The sequence below is a fragment of the Cryobacterium sp. CG_9.6 genome, assembly GCF_029893365.1.
Classification (GTDB): domain Bacteria; phylum Actinomycetota; class Actinomycetes; order Actinomycetales; family Microbacteriaceae; genus Cryobacterium.
Genome location: NZ_JARXUZ010000001.1, coordinates 3167904 through 3184202, shown reverse-complemented (window position 1 = coordinate 3184202; position 16299 = coordinate 3167904). Strand labels below are relative to the sequence as shown.

The following is a 16299-nucleotide window of genomic DNA, read 5'->3' as shown; positions in this document are numbered from 1 at the left end:
GCCGTCTCACCGTTGGGTATCGGATGCCCAGGGCGGGTCGGTGCTGGGGGTGTTGGCCCGATGGCTGGCGGCTGGTCGCCACTTCTGGCCGGGGTCAAAAAGCACCGGCCCAAGAATCCACGGCCTGCCATCAACCATCTTGATCTGCCACCCGGACGCATCAATGCTGTGGTGGTGATACCAGCACAGCAAACACCCGTTATCGATGTTCGTTGGCCCATTGAACTTCCACGGGAAGACGTGATGCACCTCGCACCACGCGGCAGCAATGGTGCAGCCGGGAATGACACACCCACCATCGCGGGCGGCAATGGCCCGGCGCTGTGCCGGGCTGAAGAACCGTTCCTTCTCCCCGAGATGCAGTACCTGGCCGTTCTCACCAATGATCACCTGCTGATACCCACCCGCGCACAGTCGCTCCTGCACCGCCTTGAGACTGATCGGTGCGTCGACGCCGTCGATCCAGCCGACGCCGCGCCCGTTCTTCAGATCTCGGGAATTCACGTGCACCATCACCGTTGGGGCCGCGCCGCCCATCCGGGGTGTTTTCGGGTCCCGTGCGGTCTTGTCAAACACGGCCCGGAGGATGTCGGCGCATTTCTCCCCGCCGGTGCGGTCATCACACATCTCTTCCGCTCCCGGGATCAGTTCCCCGGCCTCCATGCGGGCCTGATCCTCGGCCGACGGGAATGCGGGTGTCGCGTGGGCGCTAATGAAGGTGGCGAAGACACCGTTCATCACGCCGCGCAGTTCGGGTGTCACTCCGCCTCGCAGCGGATACAACCCGTTCTTCAGGAGTCCGAACCCAACAGTGCTGGTCGCGGCGGTCTGCTCATCACTCGGCGCGGCGCCGTCGGGGTCCAGGATCGCGCCCCACTCGTGCGCTTGCGCCCGAATCAAATCGGCCGAGAACGCAATCCCTGCCCCGGGAAGTCCCTCGGTCTCGGGGGTGATCGCTCCGGTTGCCGAGGCGACGAGAGCGCGCTCGGCCCGGTCGAGATCGTCCGGGGCAACCCGGGAAGAGATCTGCTCCAACGCCGCCACAATCACGTCGGCGGCGTCCACGCCGAGGTTCCCTGACGTGAGCGCCTCGGCGACGGCCGGGTGTCGCACCGTGACCGACTGGCCAAGCAGGCCACTCGTGGCCGCGGCAGTACCGGTGACGATGCCTCCGAGGCGCATCCGCCGCTTGGCTTCGGAGGCGGACACCCGGGTGATGCCGGTGATGAGTTCGTACTTGGTGCGGCATCCGCTTTTCCACGCGAGGGAGTCGTGGCCACGACTAGTTTCGGCGCGCATGCCCACGTCGGCGGCGGACCAGATCCGGCCACCATCCACGCGGCGCCCCACCGCCTCCAACGCTCCCATCACACTCAGGGCGGCGTCATCGTCGAGGAGGGTGAAGTGTGCTCCGTCGAGAGCGTCACCGATCAGATCGCTGGCCTGCTGCAGCAGGGCGACCACTTCGGGACCGGACTTCATCGTCGTGAACATGTCCTCATTTTACCCTGAATCGAACAAGACAGCGAGACTTACTCACGTTTAAAACTCGTGACCTTAGTAAATATTTCCATGCACAGCATCGGCTCCGGCAGGGCCCATCAGGGCCCTCACGCGCCTAACTGACGCCTGTTCTCACCGTCCACAGGCCCCGCCTACCCCCATAATCAGGCCCCCCACGCTGCCGCCAACGCCCGCACCGCCCCTTCGCCCCCGTCTTCGTTGGCCGGCGTCTCGAGACCCCGTCTTCGTTGGCCGGCGTCTCGAGACCCCGTGAGCCGACTCTGAAAATCGGCTCACGAGGTCTCGACTGCTCGCAAGGTCGCGCTCGACCAGCGGAAGGGTGGCAGGGCAGGTTGCGACATTCCACCTCCCCGCTGGTCGAGGAGCCGGCACGCTTTTCGCCGGCGTCTCGAGACCCCGTGAGCCAGTCCCTCAGACCAGCTCACGAGGTCTCGACTGCTCGCAAGCTCGCGCTCGACCAGCGAGAGGGTGCGGCCACGCGGGTGGCGACACCGACCCCGTTGGTCGAGGAGCCGGCACGCTTTTCGCCGGCGTCTCGAGACCTCGTAACCCAGTCCTGCAAACCAAATCACGAGGTTTCGACTGTTCGCAAGCTCGCGCTCGACCAGCGAAGAAGGTGGGCGCGCCTGTTTTCGGTGGTCGCGCCCAATGTGGCGGATGGTCGCGCCCGATTTCGGTGGGGGCTACGCCGGTTACCGTAGCGCCCCTCGATATTCGTAGCGGCCACGCGGGTTGCGAGACCGGTCTCGAGGTCTCGACTGCTCGCAAGCTCGCGCTCGACCAGCGGGACTGCTCGCAAGCTCGCGCTCGACCAGCGGGACTGCTCGCAAGCTCGCGCTCGACCAGCGGGATTGCTCGCAAGCTCGCGCTCGGGCGGCTAGGAAGCGCCGCGCGCGGTGGTGGGAGCGGCCCGGGACCAGTCCCTAGACTTGAGGTTCCACAACGAGAGGGGCCACCCATGACGCAGAACGACTTCACGGTGCGCCGCGCTCGCACGAGCGACGTGCCCGGCATCCAGGCGCTCGTCGAACCACTCGTGCAACAGCGCATCCTTCTCGGCAAAGACCTCGTCGTGTTCTACGAAGCCGTGCAGGAGTTTCGCGTGGCCGAGGACGCCCAGGGCCGCCTGATCGGCTGCGGCGCGGTGCACGTCATCTGGGAAGACCTCGGTGAGGTGCGCACGTTGGCAGTGGATGCCGCCTGGCTCGGCCACGGGGTGGGCCACGCGCTCCTGGAACGCCTCGAAGTGGATGCCCGCGACCTCGGTCTGAGCCGCCTCTTCTGTCTCACGTTTGAGGTGCCATTCTTTAGCCGCAATGGCTTTGTGGACATGGGCACCGAAACGGTGGACCCAGCTGTCTACGCCGAACTCGTACGCTCCCACGATGAGGGAGTGGCGGAATTCCTCGATCTCGCGCGGGTCAAGCCAAACACGCTGGGCAACACGCGCATGGTGAAGGCAGTGTCGGCCGTCTAAGCCTCTTTTCCCTGATCAAGCCTCAACGCGGTGCTGCGACGAGTCCAAAAGAATTCCCTCCCATCGACTGCTCATGTGAGCAAACTTCGGGGAGTTAACCTCCCCGACACTTCCTGTGGATAGTCTGCGAAGACCACTTAGGGCATCGCACATCCATAGGGGAACCAGTGAAAACACCGTCCAGACGCGTTTCGACGCTCATTTCCGCAGCAGTTTTGGGAGTCAGCCTCGTAGCTGCTCCGATCGTAGCGCTGCCCGCAATGGCCAACACCGCAGGCACCGGTGTCGTCATCAACGAGGTGTATTTGAGTGGGGGTAGCGCCGGCGCTGCCTTCACCAACAAATTCGTCGAACTCTACAATCCCACCAGCGGCCCCATCGACTTGAGCGCCTGGTCGCTGCAGTACCGCAAGGCTTCAGGCGTTGAAACGGATGCCTTCACCGGCAACGACACCCTCTCGGGCACGATCGCCGCGGGTGGATACTTCCTCATCAGCGGTGGCTCCAACGGTTCTACCGGCGCAGCCCTTCCCACGCCGGACCTCGCCGGCAAGCTGAACCCGAGCGGGTCGGCTGGAACGCTGGTGCTCGCCAATACCCAGAGCGCACTGACCCTGCCGTCCGGCGATATCGCCGGTAACACGAGCGTCATCGACGCCATCGGTTACGGCACGTCACTCACATTCGAGGGCGCCGCATCCGTTGCGCCCGCCGGCAATACCGACGTCAAGTCCCTGAACCGTGCGGGATTCGCCGACTCCGACAACAACCGTGCTGATTTCAGCCTGTCGGCAACGATCACACCCACGAACGCCAACGGCGAAGCGGCGGCACCGGTCGAGCCCACCGCCACCCCCACGGCCACCCCCGTTCCCACGGAGCCGCCCGCAGACACCACCGCGATCAGCGCCATCCAGGGCACCACCGACACCAGCCCGCTCGCGGGCACCACCGTGAAGACCTCCGGAATTGTCACCGCCGCGTATCCCACCGGAGGGTTCCGCGGTTTCTACCTGCAGACCCCCGGCACCGGCGGAGCCATTGACCTCGGTACCCACACGGCATCCGACGGACTGTTTGTGTACACGGGAACCGGCACCGCGTCATCCGTTGCCATTGGCGACTATGTCTCGGTGGTCGGACTCGTTTCCGAGTACTACGGTCTCACCCAGATCACCACGGCCACGCTGAGCGACATCACGTCGCTCAACGGCACCGACATCGTCGACCCGCTTCCCGCCACGGTAGGCCTTCCCGCAACGGATGCCGAGCGCGAGTCCCTCGAAGGCATGCTGATCGCCCCCACCGGCGACTTCACCGTGACCAACAACTACACGACCAGCCAGTACGCCGAGATCGGCCTCGCCGCCGGAACAACGCCGCTGGTGAACCCCACCGTCACGGCTCGCCCGCTCTCCGCCGAGTACACGGCCGCTATTGCAGAGAACAAGGCCCGCGCGGTCACCCTCGACGATGGTGCGAGCACGAACTTCCTCTCCTCCAGCAACCAGGGCACCCCGGTTCCCTACCTGACGACCACGGCGCCGTTGCGCATTGGTGCGGCCGTTGAATTTCAGACGCCCGTCATCCTCGACTACCGCAACAGTGCCTGGAAGTTCCAGCCCACCGAAGCTTTGACGGTCGAGAACGCGGCAACTGTTCAGCCCGCAACGTTCTCCAACACGCGCACGGCAGCCCCCGAGAACGTGGGAGGCGACGTGAGCCTCGCGAGCTTCAACGTTCTCAACTACTTCTCCACCGTGGGTGACTCCATCACCGGCTGCACCTACTACACCGACCGTGCGGGAAACCCCATCACGGTTCGCGGTGGTTGTGACGCCCGCGGAGCAGCCAACGCGGTGAACTTCGAGCGTCAGCAGGCCAAGATTGTGGCCGCCATCAACGCGCTCGACGCCGATGTGGTGTCGCTCGAAGAAATTGAGAACTCTGCTGCGTTCGGCAAGAACCGCGACGACGCACTGTCCAACCTCGTGACGGCCCTCAACGCCGACGCTGGCAGCACGGTCTGGGCATTCGTCGCCTCGCCCGCCACGCTTCCCGCCACCGAAGACGTCATCCGCACCGCGTTCATCTACAAGGTGGGCACCGTCGAGACCGTGGGCGCCTCCACGATCCTCACCGGTTCCGCAGCCTTCAGCAACGCACGCCAGCCGCTCGCGCAGGCATTCCAGCTGCCCGGCGACGAGGGCAGCCGTTTTCTTGCCATCGTCAACCACTTCAAGAGCAAGGGTTCCGGCTCGGGCGTCGACGCCGATATGGGAGACGGTCAGGGCGCATCCAACGCCTCTCGCGTCAACCAGGCCACGGCCCTCGTCGACTTCGCCAACGGTCTCACGACCAGCACCGGCATCGACCGCGTGTTCCTCACCGGTGACTTCAACGCCTACGACCAGGAAGACCCGATCAAGGTCATCACGGACGCCGGCTTCATCAACCAGGAGGCCAAGAGCGGCGAGTACACCTACGCCTACGGCGGCACCGTCGGTTCGCTCGACCACGTGTTCGCTTCCCCCGAAGCGGATGCCACGGTGAACGACGTCGACGTGTGGAACATCAACTCTGTGGAGTCGGTCGCCCTCGAGTACAGCCGGTACAACAGCAACGTCACCGACTTCTACGCAGCAGATGCCTACCGTTCCTCGGACCACGACCCGGTTGTGCTGGGCCTGAACATTTCGAGCAATGTCGAGCTGAACCTGCTCAACATCAACGACTTCCACGGCCGTATTGACGCCAACACCGTCAAGTTCGCCGGAACCGTGGAGAAGCTGCGTGCCGAGTACGGAGACGACAACACCCTGTTCCTCTCCGACGGCGACAACATTGGCGCGTCGCTGTTCGCGTCATCGTCGCAGAACGACCAGCCCACGATCGACATGCTCAACGCGCTCGACCTGAAGACGTCGGGCGTGGGAAACCACGAGTTCGACCGGGGCTTCGCCGACCTGCAGGGTCGAGTGGCCGACGCCGCCAACTTCAGCTACCTCGGAGCCAACGTCTACCTCGCCGGCACCACGACGCCGGCCATGCAGGAGTTCGAGATCATCCTGGTCGACGGTGTGCGGGTCGGAGTGATCGGCGCCGTCACCGAGGAGACCCCGTCTCTCGTCTCACCCAACGGCATCGCGACGCTGAGCTTCGGTAACCCGGTCGAGGCCGTCAACCGCGTCGCATCCGCTCTCACCGATGGTGACGAGTCAAACGGTGAAGCGGATGTCCTCATCGCCGAGTACCACGAGGGCGCCGGAGCAGGCACCCCCGATGGTGCCACCCTCGAGCAGGAACTCGCCCTCACCGGCAGTGCCTTCGAGAACATCGTGAACGGAACGTCGGCTGAGGTCGACGCCATCTTCACCGGTCACACGCACAAGCAGTACGCGTGGGATGCACCCGTTCCCGGTGCCGCCGACGGCGTGACCCGCCCGGTGCTGCAGACAGGCAGCTACGGCGAAAACATCGGTCAGGTTGTTCTCAACTACGACTCCATCTCGGGTGACACCACCACGGTGACGAACCGCAACGTGAAGCGCGTTGTTCCCGCCACCGGGGTGACCAGCGCGGCGCTCGACGCCGAACTGGTGGCCACGTACCCGCGTGTTGCCGAAGTGCAGACGATCACGAACGCTGCGCTGGCTCAGGCAGCCGTGCTCGGCAACGTGCCGGTCGGAACATTGACCGCCGACATCACCCGGGCCTGCCTGGGTGGAGTGGCTCCGTGCGCCGAGAACCGGATGGCTCCCTCCACCATGGGTAGCCTGGTCGCGAACTCGTTGCGGGCATCGCTGGCCGACCCCACCATTGGCGGGGCCGAAATTGGCATCGTCAACCCGGGTGGAATGCGCGCGGATCTCTCGTTCGCTCCTGATGGTGTGATCACGTACGCCGAGGCGAACGCGGTGCTCCCGTTCCTGAACAACCTCTGGACCACGAGCCTCACCGGCGCGCAGTTCAAGACCGTTCTGGAGCAGCAGTGGCAGACCAACGCGGACGGCACGATTCCGAGCCGACCGTTCCTGCAGCTGGGTCTGAGCGACAACGTCAACTACACGTTCGACCAGACCCGGGCCGCGGGCGACCGCATCACGGGCATCTGGATTGACGGCGTGGCGCTTGATGCGGCAACGAGCTACCGCATCGGTTCGTTCAACTTCCTCCTCACGGGTGGCGATAACTTCCGTGAGTTCCGAAACGGAACCAACACTCGTGACTCGGGTCTCGTGGACCGGGACGCCTGGGTCTCCTACCTCCAGAACAACCCGAACCTGGCGCCGTCCTTCAAGGCCAACCAGGCCTCGATCACGGGGGCACCGACCGCCGCCGTGAAGCCGGGCGACACCGTCTCCTTCACAGTGGGTGACCTCAACCTCACCTCGCTCGGTTCCCCGAAGAACACGGAGCTGGCGCTCAGCTGGGATGGCATCGACGTGGGAACGGCATCCGTTGACGCGGCTGGAACGGCAAACGTCACCCTGACGGTACCGGCCGACGCCGTCGAAAACAGTGTGCTCACCATGACCGCCGCACCGTCGGGCACCGTTGTGCGCCTCGCCGCTGCGGTGACGGTCAACGCCGAGCCAGTGGATGCGCCCACCGCGGTTGCTGAGAAATCGCTGACGAAGGCGCTCAAGAACGCCATCGACACCGACAAGGCTTCCTATGGAGCCGGAGCCACCGTGGTTGTCAACGTGGGCGCCGAGTACGCCGATACCTACGTGTCGGTGTGGCTCTTCGAGAAGAAGCAGGCCAACAACCTGGGTGGATGGTTGCTCGTGAGTGCTGACGGTACCGTGAGCGTCACCCTCGACCAGACGCTCAAGCCCGGCACAACGACGCTCTCCGCTCAGAATGCCAACGGTGACGTGATCGGCTGGACTGACGTGAGGCTCAAAAAGTAACAGCAGTACCGAAGTCGCCGATCAACGAGCATAACGCCCGTCTGCGGCTCTCGGAGTGCGTGGTGACAACCGGAAATTCTCGGGTTGTCACCACGCACTCTCCAATTCCGGAGTAATTCTCACCGACACGCTCATTGTTACCGGGTGTGGGTGGGCAACATCGTTAACCTAGGGGCATGTCGACCATCAAGCAGCCAATCGGCCGCCAATCCAGCAGGGTATACCGGCGCCGTCGCCTTGTAGTTCTCCTCGGATTTCTCGCCCTTGTGGTCATCATTGTGTTGGTGGTCGTGAGACCGGGGTCCAGCAGTGGTGAACCGGGTGCAGACTCCTCGACGCAACCGTCGAGCAGTGCAGCGGATGCCTCGACGAGCCCCGCCCCGACCCCCGTGGCCGCTGTCGATGGAGCTCCCTGCGCGCCCGAAAACGTCACGGTTGATGCTCTGACCGACAAGAGCTCCTACAACCCGGGGGAGTTCCCGCTTCTGTCGCTCAGTCTTATCAACAACGGCACCAACACGTGCGTGATCAACGCCGGCACAACAGCGCAGGTGTTCACGGTCACGAGCGGCAACGACACCTACTGGACCTCAACGGACTGCCAGACCGATGCCGTCGATTCCCTGGTAACCCTTAAGCCCGGTGTTGCCGTGAGCTCCTCGGTACCCATCACCTGGGATCGCACCCGTTCCGCCGTTGCCACCTGCGCCGAACCCACGCGCGACGCCGCTCCCGGCGGTGGTGCCTCGTACTATCTCAACGTCACGGTTGACGGCATCGCCTCGTCGAGCCCGAAGCAGATGCTGCTCTACTGACGTCTGGTTGACTCCTGGCGCTCACTCGGTGTTGTGAGACTTTACCCCACTGAGCCTGATTGAATGAGGGGGTGACTGATTCGCTTTCCCCAGACCAAGAGCCCGCCGCCCCCACTCACTCCGAGGCCCTTTCTGCGGCCCTCGCCGCCCAGGACGTGGTGGCGGTCGCCTACGCGCTCCGCAATGACGTGATGATCATTCCGCAGCTCGTGGTGAACGGGCAGGCTGAGCAGGTGCGCGTCTTTGGTCGCGAGGGAACCGACAAGCGCATGCTCTTGCTGTTTTCATCCGCGGAGAACTACGCGCGAATGGTGCCCGATGACGTCAACCCGCAGGTGATGGTGGGTGACGGCCAGTGGCTGCGCGAATTTCTCACCGTGCACGAGAGCACCCTCGAAATGGTGTTCTTCGACATTGCCGGTCCGCATGTGATGCAGGCCGCCCCGGCCGACCTCATGCGCGCGCTGGGCGAGCAGCCCGGCGAGGGCGCGGCCCACGACATCAGCAGCCTCGACTAGCCCCGCGCCTGCGCAGTTCTCTAGCGGAAGGCCTCGTTGAGTTCGGCATCGCGCGGGTCCTGGCCGGTGGTGAGTGCGTAGGCCACGGCCGACTGGATGGAGCCGCTCACGGCATCCACTTGAGTGCTGAAGCCCAGTCGTTTCGCCTCGTTGGCTCGCTGTTTGGCCGCGGACGTGCCGCGAATCTCGCCGGCAAGGCTGATTTCGCCGAACGCCACCACCTCGTGCCCGATAGCCAGCCCGGTCATGGCCGAGGCGATGGCGAGGGCAATGGCCAAGTCGGCGGCCGGTTCGGTGAGACGGATGCCGCCAACCGTGGACACGTACACGTCCATTCCCGAGAGATCCATTTTCACGCGCTCCTGCAGCACGGCGAGCAGCATGGCCACGCGGGCGGCATCGATTCCGCTCGTGACGCGGCGGGGGTTCGGGGCCGACGTCTTTGTGACCAGCGCCTGTACCTCCACCGGCATGGCGCGGCGGCCCTCCATGGTGATCGTGACGCAGGTGCCGTACACCGGTTCGGCGCCGCGACTGAGAAACAGGCCGCTGGGGTCGGGGACTTCTTCGATGCCTTCACCGGTCATGGTGAAGCAGCCCACCTCGTCGGTGGGGCCGAAGCGGTTCTTGAGCGCCCGCACAAAACGCAGGGAGGTCTGGCGGTCGCCCTCGAACTGGCACACCACGTCCACCAGGTGCTCGAGAACGCGGGGTCCCGCGATCGAGCCGTCCTTCGTGACGTGACCCACCAGCAGCACCGGCAGATCACGGTCTTTGGCCACGCGGATGAGAGTGGATGCCACCTCCCGCACCTGGCTGGGCATCCCCGCGGAGCCGTCGGAGAGCGCACTGGAGACCGTCTGCACCGAGTCCACAATGAGGAGGTCGGGTTTGATCGCGTCGATCTGGCCCAAAATGATGCCGAGGTCGGTTTCGGCCGCGATGTAAAGTTCCTGCTGCAGAGCGTTGGTGCGTTCGGCCCGCAGGCGCACCTGGTTCACGGATTCCTCGGCGCTCACGTAGAGCACCCGGGACTTGGCGGCCGCGGCCTTCGACGCCACCTCGAGCAGGAGCGTTGATTTACCCACGCCCGGCTCGCCGCTGAGCAAAATGACGGAACCGGGAACGATTCCACCGCCCAGCACGCGATCGAATTCGTTGATTCCGGTGGGCCAGTGCGCGGCGGCATCTGTTTGGGCGTGGGTAATGGAGCGAGCGATGCCCTCGCCGCTCAGCACGGTGGCCTTGAGGCTGCGAATGATGCCCACCGACTGCCCGGCATCTTGCACGGTGCCCCACTGCTGGCACTCGCCGCAGCGGCCAGCCCATTTGGGTGTGGTCCAGCCACACTCGGTGCAGCGGAAGGTGGAGACGGGTTTAGCCATGTAAACGAGCCTAGCCGCGGCCTCGGACACTCTCGGGCTCGGGGGTGTCGGTCGGTGTGAAACGCTGTTCGACGCTGGCTGTGAGGGACGGACGAAATGCGTCGGCCCACACCTGGTAACCGCGATCATTCGGGTGAAAGAGGTCCTTCGCCACGTGCGTCGCGACGCTGCGCATCCCCGGACGCTTCGTCACCGCATGCAGGGGCACCACGGTGAGACCCCGTTCGGCAGCCACGATGTGCAGAATGCGATTAGCCTCGGCCACCTTGCGCTCGGCTGCCGGCAGGTGAAAGCAGGGTAGCTCCGCTACGAGAGCATGGGACGGCAGCGCCTCAAACACGCGACGAATGCCGGTTTCGAACACTGCGGCATCCCAGTCGGCGATGTCATTGGCGCCGATGGCTACCGTCACGAGGTCAGGGGACAACCTAGCGAAGCGCGGCAGCTGATCCTGCACGGCGAGCCGAACCGTCGCCCCCGACACGCTCAGGTTGATCACGCGCACCGTGCGGCCCGTGGCGACGCGCACTTGGTCGGCCAGAATGCCCACGTAGCTGTTGCCCGGGTGACTGGCGCCAATGCCCTGCGCTGCGCTGTCACCGATGGCCACGTACAGTAGCTCGCCACGCTCCTTGGCATGGGTGCGCCACCAGAGCGAGTGTACCGGAAGCGTGTCATTCAGCGCCGCGGAATCGGCCGCCAGACGCTCGCGAAAGCTCCTCAGACGCATACCAGCGGCCACACCAATACCGGCCGTGATCACGAGAGAGCGGATGCCCGAGGTCAATTTTCGCATCCGCCGAGAATACAACGCGAGGGTGAGAAGTCGCCGGTCAATCTCAATTCGCGCGGGGGCGCAGAGTGAACTAAGCTCTCCCTCGGTACCGTGTCCGAGCGGCCGAAGGTGCGACTCTCGAAAAGTCGTGTGGGGGAGACTCCACCGTGGGTTCAAATCCCACCGGTACCGCCACGAAAAACCCCCTACATTCCAGTGTTTAACTGGGAAGTAGGGGGTTTTTCTTTGCCGGGATTGACCCAGCGGTAACGCAGCGGTAACGGAACATCTGTGAGTGGGTGTGAGCAAGTGCGAGTTGAGGCATGCGGTGAGTGGTGAACCACATAACTGCCGCGTAACCTGTGCCTTCCTGGCGACGACCCCCATCGTGCTCTGTGGCGGCTCGAGAGCAGCCGATTCGACGTCCTCGCATTGGTCACGGCCACGGTTCGCTACCGATATGCGCACGGGGATACGTCTGCTCGACACGCCCAACATGTCTGGGAATCTGCTGTGTGGTTCGTGTCTCTCGAATACACACCCTTACACATTCACCGTCGTCGTAATGTGTAGTGGTCCGGAAGCGGTGCGGCCCATACGAAAGAAGGGAAGCAGGCATATTGACGTTCAAGCGTCATACACAATTTTCGCGACAACAACTCAAGTTCAGGAACCCCCTGGGCGCGCACAAAATCAAGGGAGTTGGGAGGGGTTTGCACTTCTGTACACATACTTATCGTGGGTGCGAGCAGAGTCGCAAAGGTTGAGAATCCGGCGATACGAACGGTACACGCTTCCATCCACCGGAGATCCGCGTAAATCCGCGGGAGTTCAGGGAAATCCGCAGGGAATTCTGCTTTTTAAAACCGGTACTTCACGGGTGCTTCTCCTGAGGGCTCGCGCCTGTCCCACGACGACTGCCGCGGCTGGACGCATGAGCGTGCTATCGAGCTGCCGAATGGGGCCGGGAGCCGACGCCACGGGTGAAGCGGGGCAGCGCTTCTAGGGCCGGCTAATCGTGGTGTCGCGGGTTCAATTCCCGCTCCCGCTACACATAAAAACTTTTTGACCCGGAATTTTACTGGTTACGGGGCCTTTCTTTTTGCCCGGATGCTGACCGACTCCGCTCTAGAGTTGAGTTCGGGAAAAGCTCTGCGCGTGACCTCGCCTGCGGTGGTTAGGGGGTCGCCCGTGCCGCTGGTACTCAGGGCTGACGTTACGGATCGTCGCGGCGGCTAGGATTCTAGGAGGATTGCTCGGTTCGGCGGTGACGGAGAAGGTGCCTAATGGCGGAATTGACGGATTCTAACTTTCGCGCGGTCGTGGACGCCTCAACTTGGAATATGGCACGCCTTAAGGACGTCTCAGTGCAGGGCTTTCGTGTCCGCGCGACGTTCAAGTCGGCCTCGGGAAAACAGACGTGGGAAGCCGACTACTCCTTCGACAAGGAGACTGGTGACCTCCAATGCCGTTTGCCATACACTGACTCAGCACAGGCGTGGATTTTCGGCGAGAATATCCAAATCGGAGTCCGGGAGATCCTGGGCCGCCCCTAGGTTCACGTCGACGCCCTCGTGACGGGCCTGCTGCTTATTGAACCTGGAAAAAGGCATCGACAAACGACATCGCGACTTCCTCTGCTGTCTGATTCTCGATGAGAAGTCGGTGCGCGAGTGTAACTACGAAAAGAGTCACCAGGCGGTGGGCCTCCAGGTCAGGATCACTGACCGGGGGATTTCCCTCTCCTAGCGTGTTGTTACTGGCCGGTGCATATGCACCGGCCAGAAACCCTGAGGCGTGCGCATACGAGGACTCCTCGCGCCATGCTCGAAAGAGCCCTGCGTTCTTTACGTCAGTGGAGTGGGCTGCCGCGGCAATTTTCCGCGCTTGGTCTTTGATGCGACCGTTCTTGGTCTCATCCAAAACAAACGCGTTCATGTCAGTCAGGTCAACAGAGCTGTCCCAGCCCATGACCCGCATATGTTCGAGAGTTTTCACGGTCTGCTCGCGTTCGTGTTCGAGCATTGCGTCCACTGCCCCCGCGCGATCCTCCGGCGCAAGATCGTGAAGCCAATGCAATCGGAGCGCTATCTCCGCAAACATTCGTCGGTTGGGAGCGGCTGCCGGAGCCATGTTTGCTGCTGTCAGCGTGGCGATGACTCTGCTCTGCTCGAAGGACGCACGTAGCCACCCGACGATGAACTGGTTTGTTCGGCTGAGTGGCACTCGGGAAGCGTCGACGGCAAGCACCCGGTCTGCCGATTCGTTCGCGAACCGCGCATTCACGAGATATGCGGGACGTTGCCGCTCTGCGCGTCGTGCTTCCTTCGACTTTTTTCCACTCACACCTGCAAATTTAGCCGTATGTCAGCTGCTCAAGATTAGCCATGCCTCTCGTCCCAGTCGGATGGGGTGACAAATTCGGGCAGTAGCGATGCACCACCCCCCGGAGAAGCGGGATCGCGTTCGCGGTCCTCGCGGCGACGCCTGTTCTACCGCACTGAGCCGTTATTCGCGCCCGTTCCTCCGTGACTGCTCCAGGTCGGCGCGCAGCAGGGCAATTTGCTGCTCGTAGGCGGCCCGCACGTCTGTGACTCGCTGCTCGACATAGGAACGCTCCCTCGCGGTCTCGGCCGTGGCGCTGTCGCGTTCGCTGGTTACCGTTGCTAAGCGCCCGGTGAGCACGAGCGCTTCCGCCCGTGCGCTCTCTCGCTCGGTCCGGACCTGGTCAAGCTGGCCGCGGGTGCTCGTAGCCTCCGCCTCGGCGCGTTCGGCGCGCGCCGTGGCGGCGTCCGCACGCACGGCCGCGTCCCGCGCGGCCGCCAGTGCCTCGTCCTTGGCCGTTGCGGTCGTTGTGACGATCTCCCGGGCCTCGACTAGCTGTGCCTGTCGTTGCTGTGTTCTCGGCGCTCAGAGCGGCCTTCTGGTCTGTCAGCGTGGCGATCTCTGCGGTGGCCCGTTCGGGATACTCACGCGCGATGACCAGATCCTTCTCCAAGGTGGCCGCACGCTGCTCGAGTGCCTTGAGGGCGGTGCAGAGGTCGTCGACCTGGGCGGCGGATTCCTCAGCGGCCGCGTCGGCCTCGGCCCGATTGGCTTCGGCCTCATGCATGGCGGTCTCGGCCCGGTTGGCGCGGGCGGCAGCTGACGCGACCTGCTCGGCTGCGTCAGCGGTCACTGACTCGATCTGAGCCTGGGCCGCGTCGGGATCCGCGATCGTCTGGAGGTCGTCGACGACGAGTACGAGCTGCTGCTGCAGGTGCTCGATCATTCCAGCGACCTGGGCGTGCCGAACTGCGAACGATGTTGGTGCCCATGGTGATCGAGGGCACCGATGACACCTCGATCATCACGATCGTCGACCACGGACTCACCGAGATCGCGCCGGGCACCGCCACTGTGCGCGCTTATCTGGATCTGCTCGTCTGAGAGGCGCTAGGGCTGCTCAGCACGCCGGGAATGCGGGTGAAAAGGGTAAAATAGACACCACAGTGCTGCGCTACGTGCTCAAATACCAACGACCACATGGCCGCGGTGACCGACCGTGAGAACCGGACCGACGACCACGAGGCTTCCTCTCATTGAAGCATGGCTGGCGAGCTCCCAATGCGCTATTCGCAGCAGACCTTGTAGAAGTGAACCGTTACGTAGAGCGTCGCTGATGCGCTAGCGGAACGGTCTCTACGGCGTTAGGACTTCCCAGCTGAAAGTGACGTGTGCAGGGGTATAGACCTCGTCGTTGACCTCGGCCTGCACCTCGTCGATCGTAATGACGCAAAGTGCCCCTGTGGCGTTGAGGAGAACCACCATTTGCCCAGCCAGCGGCTGCGCAGTTCGCGCCGTTCGAAGAAAACTCTCAACATTTGCCGGATCGTAGGTCTCGCTTGTGATCAGCCCGAGTGCCTCTAATCCTCCGTCAGCGTAGACGAACACGCTGTCATGTCGACGCCCGCTAAATTGGATCTTGAACTCATATTCGTCGTACCCGATCGTGTACTCCCGATGGTCGCTGTGTCGGAAAGTGGCCTTTCCGCTCAGCGACGGGCTCGCGTACTGACCTGGGTCACGGAGGACGTCCATGCGCTCGAGCCTTGCCGACCGCCTACGCATCTCCGCCAAGGGGATGGCGTTGGCCGCACTCGCTGGCAGACCTTCAACCCACCGCCAGATCTCATTGAGTTGCGTGGCACCGGGGAAGTCGTTGTCGACGGGTGTTGCATTAAAGTCAAAGCCCTTCGGGTCGAGGCCGTCTAACCATGTAGGCAGACGGCGGTCTGGATTGCGCACCCACAAGGCGGATAGCCACGTCGACGACTTATCTGCATGGACCGCGCTAATCCACTTCGTCTCGATGCCCACGCCCGACTCCGGCCTGTGATCAGCACGTTCAACATAATTTTCGTCTACCACGAGCAGGACGTGTCTCGCGTCGGTCACCTCGCGCATGAAGCCGCTCAGGCTAGCGCCGTAGTCGACGGCCTCGTCGATCTGCACGACGTAACCAAGTTGATGAAGTTGGCTCGCGAGCAGGCGAACCCACTCGCGATGCTCATCGGAAGTCCATGCATAAGAGATAAAGAGGTCAGCGCTCATTTGACCTTGAGCGTAGCGTCCGCACGCGACTTAGCGCATCTTTCACACACCCTCTTCGCAGAAGATGAGAGTACTCCGCCCTTATTTCTGTTCAGCCTCACCTCACTTCAAGGGGTGGTTCCATACCCGTGATGATCGCGCATATCCGCACTAGCGGAGCACCTGGGTTCCCTTCTGAATCTTGGCCCAAAGTCTAGGGTGAGCGTTGGACGGCGAAACGGGTACCTCTCAGTGCCCATTGAATTCGACAAAGCTTCGCCTGAAGAATCCATTTGCTGGCGCGCCCACTGCGCAGG

The 16299-nt window shown here is 63.4% G+C and carries 12 protein-coding genes and 1 tRNA gene; 6 read left to right on the top strand and 7 right to left on the bottom strand.

From position 1 onward, the window contains the following. Window positions 1–6 precede the first annotated feature (6 nt). A complete protein-coding gene (locus H4V99_RS14805) occupies window positions 7–1494 on the bottom strand; it encodes an HNH endonuclease signature motif containing protein (RefSeq protein ID WP_280679570.1) in 1488 nt (495 codons plus the stop codon). 988 nt (window positions 1495–2482) lie between these two features. Here H4V99_RS14805 and H4V99_RS14800 point away from each other — a divergent pair. From H4V99_RS14800 to H4V99_RS14785, 4 genes are all read left to right on the top strand, one after another. After that, complete coding sequence (locus H4V99_RS14800) at window positions 2483–3001, top strand: amino-acid N-acetyltransferase (RefSeq protein ID WP_280679568.1); 519 nt, start codon at window positions 2483–2485, stop codon at window positions 2999–3001. A 260-nt stretch (window positions 3002–3261) separates the two neighbouring features. Continuing rightward, window positions 3262–7917 carry an ExeM/NucH family extracellular endonuclease gene (locus H4V99_RS14795; protein ID WP_280679566.1) on the top strand — a complete coding sequence of 1552 codons (4656 nt, stop codon included), beginning with the start codon at window positions 3262–3264 and terminating at the stop codon, window positions 7915–7917. A gap of 176 nt (window positions 7918–8093) precedes the next feature. Continuing rightward, window positions 8094–8732 (top strand): hypothetical protein, encoded by a 639-nt coding sequence (locus tag H4V99_RS14790; protein WP_280679564.1) that lies wholly within the window; start codon window positions 8094–8096, stop codon window positions 8730–8732. Window positions 8733–8803: 71 nt separating this feature from the next. After that, window positions 8804–9250 (top strand): dehydrogenase, encoded by a 447-nt coding sequence (locus H4V99_RS14785; protein WP_280679562.1) that lies wholly within the window; start codon window positions 8804–8806, stop codon window positions 9248–9250. A gap of 20 nt (window positions 9251–9270) precedes the next feature. Here H4V99_RS14785 and radA read toward each other — a convergent pair whose 3' ends face one another. Further along, a complete protein-coding gene (radA, locus tag H4V99_RS14780) occupies window positions 9271–10635 on the bottom strand; it encodes a DNA repair protein RadA (RefSeq protein ID WP_280679560.1) in 1365 nt (454 codons plus the stop codon). A gap of 10 nt (window positions 10636–10645) precedes the next feature. Beyond that, a complete protein-coding gene (locus H4V99_RS14775; RefSeq protein ID WP_280679558.1) occupies window positions 10646–11431 on the bottom strand; it encodes an SGNH/GDSL hydrolase family protein in 786 nt (261 codons plus the stop codon). An 84-nt stretch (window positions 11432–11515) separates the two neighbouring features. Here H4V99_RS14775 and H4V99_RS14770 point away from each other — a divergent pair. Beyond that, a tRNA-Ser gene (locus tag H4V99_RS14770) sits at window positions 11516–11605 on the top strand. Window positions 11606–13000: 1395 nt separating this feature from the next. On the opposite strand, the gene H4V99_RS14765 is transcribed toward H4V99_RS14770, so the two are convergent. The 3 genes from H4V99_RS14765 to H4V99_RS14755 form a co-directional block, all read right to left on the bottom strand. After that, entirely contained in the window at window positions 13001–13756 is a 756-nt protein-coding gene (locus tag H4V99_RS14765) for a hypothetical protein (RefSeq protein ID WP_280679556.1), read from the bottom strand. Between the two features lie 162 nt (window positions 13757–13918). Continuing rightward, window positions 13919–14095, bottom strand: a complete 177-nt coding sequence (locus H4V99_RS14760; RefSeq protein ID WP_280679554.1) for a hypothetical protein — start codon at window positions 14093–14095, stop codon at window positions 13919–13921. A 43-nt stretch (window positions 14096–14138) separates the two neighbouring features. Further along, complete coding sequence (locus H4V99_RS14755; protein WP_280679553.1) at window positions 14139–14681, bottom strand: hypothetical protein; 543 nt, start codon at window positions 14679–14681, stop codon at window positions 14139–14141. Between the two features lie 32 nt (window positions 14682–14713). On the opposite strand from H4V99_RS14755, the gene H4V99_RS14750 reads away from it, so the two are divergent. After that, a complete protein-coding gene (locus H4V99_RS14750; protein WP_280679551.1) occupies window positions 14714–14839 on the top strand; it encodes a hypothetical protein in 126 nt (41 codons plus the stop codon). A 252-nt stretch (window positions 14840–15091) separates the two neighbouring features. Here H4V99_RS14750 and H4V99_RS14745 read toward each other — a convergent pair whose 3' ends face one another. Next, complete coding sequence (locus tag H4V99_RS14745) at window positions 15092–16003, bottom strand: toll/interleukin-1 receptor domain-containing protein (protein ID WP_280679549.1); 912 nt, start codon at window positions 16001–16003, stop codon at window positions 15092–15094. Window positions 16004–16299: the final 296 nt, after the last annotated feature.